General features: G+C 49.0%; 5 protein-coding genes and 1 pseudogene. 2 read left to right on the plus strand and 4 right to left on the minus strand.

Annotated features, from left to right (window positions below; genetic code table 11):
* Positions 1-117 precede the first annotated feature (117 nt).
* Together Q7V48_08600 and Q7V48_08605 are read right to left on the minus strand one after the other, a co-directional pair.
* Positions 118-1,473, minus strand: a complete 1,356-nt coding sequence (locus tag Q7V48_08600; GenBank protein MDO9210795.1) for a transketolase family protein — start codon at positions 1,471-1,473, stop codon at positions 118-120.
* 272 nt (positions 1,474-1,745) lie between these two features.
* Complete coding sequence (locus tag Q7V48_08605) at positions 1,746-2,522, minus strand: hypothetical protein (GenBank protein ID MDO9210796.1); 777 nt, start codon at positions 2,520-2,522, stop codon at positions 1,746-1,748.
* Between the two features lie 135 nt (positions 2,523-2,657).
* Here Q7V48_08605 and Q7V48_08610 point away from each other — a divergent pair, with 135 nt between their 5' ends.
* Together Q7V48_08610 and Q7V48_08615 are read left to right on the plus strand one after the other, a co-directional pair.
* Positions 2,658-2,855 carry a hypothetical protein gene (locus Q7V48_08610; GenBank protein MDO9210797.1) on the plus strand — a complete coding sequence of 66 codons (198 nt, stop codon included), beginning with the start codon at positions 2,658-2,660 and terminating at the stop codon, positions 2,853-2,855.
* Positions 2,856-2,930: 75 nt separating this feature from the next.
* Positions 2,931-3,167, plus strand: coding sequence for a hypothetical protein (locus Q7V48_08615; protein MDO9210798.1), 237 nt, complete (start codon positions 2,931-2,933; stop codon positions 3,165-3,167).
* 291 nt (positions 3,168-3,458) lie between these two features.
* Here the strand turns inward: Q7V48_08615 and Q7V48_08620 are convergent, their stop codons facing one another.
* Together Q7V48_08620 and Q7V48_08625 are read right to left on the minus strand one after the other, a co-directional pair.
* The gene (locus Q7V48_08620) at positions 3,459-3,818 is read right to left on the minus strand and encodes a VOC family protein (GenBank protein MDO9210799.1); all 360 of its coding nucleotides are present in this window, start codon (positions 3,816-3,818) and stop codon (positions 3,459-3,461) included.
* Positions 3,819-4,570: 752 nt separating this feature from the next.
* Positions 4,571-4,813 (minus strand): annotated as a pseudogene (locus Q7V48_08625) (M48 family metallopeptidase).
* Positions 4,814-4,936 lie beyond the last annotated feature (123 nt).

A 4,936-nucleotide genomic window follows, 5' to 3' on the forward strand; every position in this document is an offset into this window, starting at 1 on the left:
CGATCATGATTCGATACGATAAAATTATTTTTTTAGGACACAGATATACACTGATTATCAGGATATTTAAAAAAATGAAAGAATAATTATCTGGGCGTATCTGCGAAAATCTGCGTCCTAAACCGATTTTCTATTTAAAAGTTCCTTGGCCTTCTTCACTATATTTTCAGGCGTAAAGCCAAATTTTTCAAGCAATACTTTTCCCGGCGCCGAAGCCCCAAAATGATCGATCCCCATGGCCTCCCCGGATGAGCCCACGTATTTGTGCCAGCCATGAGTGGCTCCGGCTTCAACGGAGATCCTTACCGGTACATCCGCGGGAAAAATTTGATTGCGGTATTCCTCAGGCTGCTTTTCAAAGAGTTCCCAGGAAGGCATACTCACTACCCGCACTCGCCAGCCTTCCGCCCGGAGTTTTTCGTAAGCCGCCAGGGCGAGGTGGACCTCGGAACCCGTTGCCAGCAGAATAACTTCGGGTTGATCGGATGAAGCATCCGCCAGGATGTAAGCCCCTCGCCTCAATTCCTCCGCCGGGGTATACCGGCTGCGATCGATTATGGGTATTACCTGCCGGGTCATGACCAGAGCGACCGGCCCTTCTTTATGCAGGATCGCCGTTCTCCAGGCTTCGGCAGCTTCATTGGCATCGGCCGGCCTGATGACAGTCAAGCCGGGAATAGCCCGTAAGCTGGCAAGATGTTCTATGGGCTGATGGGTGGGTCCATCTTCTCCGAGAGCAATGGAATCATGGGTGAAAACATAGATGAGATGCAGTTTCATGATCGCGGCCAGGCGGATCGAAGGCCGCATATAGTCTGAAAATACCAAAAAGGTACTGCCAAAAGGGATTACCCCTCCGTGCAGGGCCATTCCGTTCAGGATGGATCCCATGCCATGTTCCCGTACCCCAAAGTAAAGATTCGCGCCTGCGTAGCTTAAGGGGCCTGATTCAGATCCCTGAATAGGTCTTTCCTCCGAACGAGGATACTGAAAATTGCCCAGACCTTGGAGCGCGGTATTCGTAGATGGATTTAGATCAGCCGAACCCCCAATGAGCCAAGGAAGATGAGGGATGATGGCGTTCATGGCCTTACTGCCTGCTGAACGGGTGGCCATCCCTCTGGGGTCAGGGGGGAAAGAAGGAATATCCTTGTCCCACCCTGCGGGGAGTTTTGAATCCATCCTTTGTTTCCATTGCCGGAAACGTTTTATTTCCTCGATGGGTAGAGGATAACCAGTCAGATGCAGGAGGGAATAAAGAAGAGCTGAACCATGACCGGCCGAGAGCACGAAGCGATCCCGGTCAGGCCAGGTTGGGTTTTGGGGGTTGTGTTTGAGGAATCTCGTCCAAAGAACGTAGGCCATGGGAGCAGCACCCATGGGCATTCCGGGATGCCCTGAGTTCGCCTCCTGGACCATGTTGATGGATAGCATCCGGATGGTATTGATGCAGAGATGGTCGAGATCAATCATTCCGATTTCATTCCCCTCCAGGGCATTAAAAATTTATTTGGACGCAGATAAACACAGATTTTCAAGATTAAATATAGAAAATTAAATTTAAAACATTAAATCAATATACATGAACAACACTTTGTCATTCCCACGCAGGCGGGAATCCAGAAAAAAAACAAACCAATAGATTCCTGCTTTCGCAGGAATGACTCAAAGGATGACAATTTAGTTATTGCTTTTAGTTTCTGCGGACATCGGCGAAAATCCGCGTCCTGATGGATTTGTTTCTTTTAATCGAATCTGGTTACTTTCACCCCGATAAAAGGCATTTTGTCTATGTAGTCCTTCAATAAAACCTTTTTCACGGCCCCACCCTTGTTTTTTAATCCGCTGGCATGGATCAAATAAATTTCCTGCGCTTTTGCATGCCGCTCGCTTTTGACGATCCCGATATGGCCGATGCATTCATCCGCTTTTCGTTTTTCAGGGCGGGTTGCGAAAAAAATGATATCCCCGCTTTTGATTTTTTCCATGCTCCTTAAAAGTTCCGTGGAGGACAAGACGGCCCAGGAATCTTTCCCCCTTGATCCCTTGATTCGAACGCTTCGGCCGATTTGAGAGGTAATTTCTCTTCCCCACTTGCCGCTTTCGATCATGTCTTCTCCGAATTCGAACCGGTTATCATAATTGAGCACTTTCCCGTTCTGGAGAATGCCCCGGGAATGAAAACGTTTCTCCAGGGCGATTTGTATTGCCTCCTCCGGAGTATGGCTCAGGGCCAGTTCGACGGCCCGAAAAGTTAAATACATACAGTCGACTTTTTCATCGGCCACAATCACGGCCCTGGAGACGTAGACCCCCTGGGGATCTTCGTCATACGGCGTGCCGACAAACCTCTCGGCCCAGAAGGCGATCCTTTCCCCAACCAGCTTTCCCTGAAGTTCACCTTGCTTCTGGCGAATTTCTTCATCGGGAATGGCCCAGCCGAGCTGGGCAGCAAAAAAGAGAAAGATGGGAAGGAAAAAAAGAGATTTGATAGATAAAAAAGAGATATTTATTTTTCTCATAATTCCATGTTACCAAATATCAAAAATGATGCCAATCCTTTTCTCCTATTGAAGCCGGGCGCCCGGGTGGTGTCCCCTTGCCCAAACAATGAAATTGTGATATTTTGGATTTTAAGATATGAAGGAAGTGGATTCATGAGCCTCAACAAGATCAAATTGCTAAATTCCCCTGACCATTCTTCGTCGGAAGATGGGCCGCTTTACAGCGAAAGCGGCGTTGACCTAACCCTCATCCGCTGGATGCTCTCTTTGACGCCTGCCGAACGTTTGCAGATGTTGCAGCAAACCATTCGCTCTATTGTGAGGCTGAAGAGTGACATCTCCAACACCTGATTTTTTTTCGATTCTCGAGACCCTTTCCAAATACAAAACCTGGCTCACCTGTCTTCTCCCGGTCATCAGCTTCTTATGACCCGTTTCGGCCCGCTCGACCTGCTTGGAACGATTGGAGCCGGGCACAGTTACGGGGATCTACTGCAACATTCCGATGAAATCAAAATTGGCAACTTGCGGCTCAGGGTTCTGTCGCTTGAAAAACTGATCGAGGTAAAGGAAGAAACGGGTTTTGAGAAGGATAAGGCCATCCTTCCCGTTCTGCGGCAGACTCTCTTGGAAAGGCGAAAGGGGAGAGAACAGAAGAGCTAAACAGTGGAAACAGGGCATATTCCAAAACTACCTTTTTTTAGCCGGGGGTGCAAGAGTATTCCTGAATTCACGTACCGACCCCATAACCAGACTTTTATCGCTGGATTAGGGAGGAGATTACCCGGCACCCTGGTGTTTCGATTTGCACCATTTCCGGGATCTTCCGCATCAGTAAGGTGAGTTAGTCAACCTTGTCAACCCCGTCCCCGAAACTCCTAATCCAACTGGCATCCATAACCAGTACATACGAGCGATAGTCCTAAAATCGAGGCGAGATGGATTACTTACGTTTTAGTGGCGGGTGATCTCGACTCGGTTACCGTCGGGGTCCTTGCAAAAAAGATAATCTGATCCATCGGGACGTTTGCCCGGGCCCTCAACAATCTCTATCCTCTTTGCCTTGAGTTCATGGATGGCTTCCTCGAAGTTTGCCACTTCCAAGGCAATATGGCGCATGGAATTCGGGATGGTTTCTTCATGGACCATGAGGTGAAGCTGACATGTAGGTCCAACCTGGTACCAGTGGCCTGGGAAATCGAAAGGCGGCCGAGGAATGGTTTGCAGACCCAGTACCTCACCGTAGAACCACTTGCACCTTTCCAGATCCCGAACCACGATCCCCACGTGATTGTATTCCTTTACTTTCATCATCTCATAACCTTCCTTTCTGGATTCTACACTTTTTCGGATCGCCAACCGGCTAGCCAGCCCTAGTCGGCACAAGGCCGGCTTTTGCGGGCAGCAACTCATATTATTATTCAACGGGTCGTCTTACCCGGAGAATGATCTAAATCAAGATAACTTAGATTCATCCCAGTTTTTCTCTCTATGAAAAATGGGGACCTATTTTCTGAATTGGCTTTGGGGATAGATTGAAATCGCTATATTTGGGGTTTCAAGATTTGAGCCGGATGTAGAACCCAGAAACCGCAAAACGCTAAAACGTCCTTTTGATTTTGGTTTATTCACCCAAATTCCAGATCCTCCTGCGCAAGGCCAAAAAAGAGATTCAGGAGAGTGGCGGCATAGCTTTTATCACGGAGCATGAGAATGATAGACCGGAAGCGATGGCCTTGTCTCGTGACGTATGCAGACGAATGGCAAGGACACACAGGCACGATCTACAAGGCGGCGAACTGGTGCGAAGTTGGTCGGACTGCTCCAGAAGCAACTTTCGTGAAAGACGGCAGGATGATAGCACGCAAAGCGGGACCCCGGACCAGAACACGGCAGGAGATGGAAAGCCTCAGCGCAGAGATGATCGGGCGCTTCGCAAAACGGAAATTTGTGCATATCATCAAGCCGGTTTAACGACCAAGCTCACCGGCGCAATGGAGCGTAGCGGAATCGGCGTCCGGTGCAGCGCCTTGTTAGCGCCATATTTTCCGTCTGCAAGATTCATTTCAGTATCTCCATCGCTCATGATGCACGGGCAACCGGTTCAGCACTTCCCGGTAAAACTGCCACTTCGGCATGAACTGATCCATCAAAGCCACGAAGCGGCTATTGTGAATGGGTTCGAGGAGATGAACCATCTCATGAACAACGATGTATTCGAGGCATTCGCGCGGTTTCTTCGCAAGTTCGGTGTTGAGCCGGATGCCGCTGGTGACCGGACTGCAACTGCCCCACTTGGTCTTCATCCGTGTACACGCTACCTATTCATGAGCAAAAAATGGGGGTAAAATTGGGTGACACTTTTTGGGGGATGTGCACGTTTATAAATCCTTTGGACTGGAGGTAGAACTCCACCGCAATTCTCCAGGCCG

The sequence above is a fragment of the Deltaproteobacteria bacterium genome, assembly GCA_030654105.1.
Lineage (GTDB): Bacteria > Desulfobacterota > SM23-61 > SM23-61 > SM23-61 > JAHJQK01.

Excerpts from the sequence above, each read along its gene's own strand:
- Q7V48_08615 (MDO9210798.1), top strand. The coding sequence starts at position 2,931 with ATGACCCGTTTCGGCCCGCTCGACCTGCTTGGAACGATTGGAGCCGGG.
- Q7V48_08605 (MDO9210796.1), bottom strand. The coding sequence starts at position 2,522 with ATGAGAAAAATAAATATCTCTTTTTTATCTATCAAATCTCTTTTTTTC.
- Q7V48_08610 (MDO9210797.1), top strand. The coding sequence starts at position 2,658 with ATGAGCCTCAACAAGATCAAATTGCTAAATTCCCCTGACCATTCTTCG.
- Q7V48_08600 (MDO9210795.1), bottom strand. The coding sequence starts at position 1,473 with ATGATTGATCTCGACCATCTCTGCATCAATACCATCCGGATGCTATCC.
- Q7V48_08620 (MDO9210799.1), bottom strand. The coding sequence starts at position 3,818 with ATGATGAAAGTAAAGGAATACAATCACGTGGGGATCGTGGTTCGGGAT.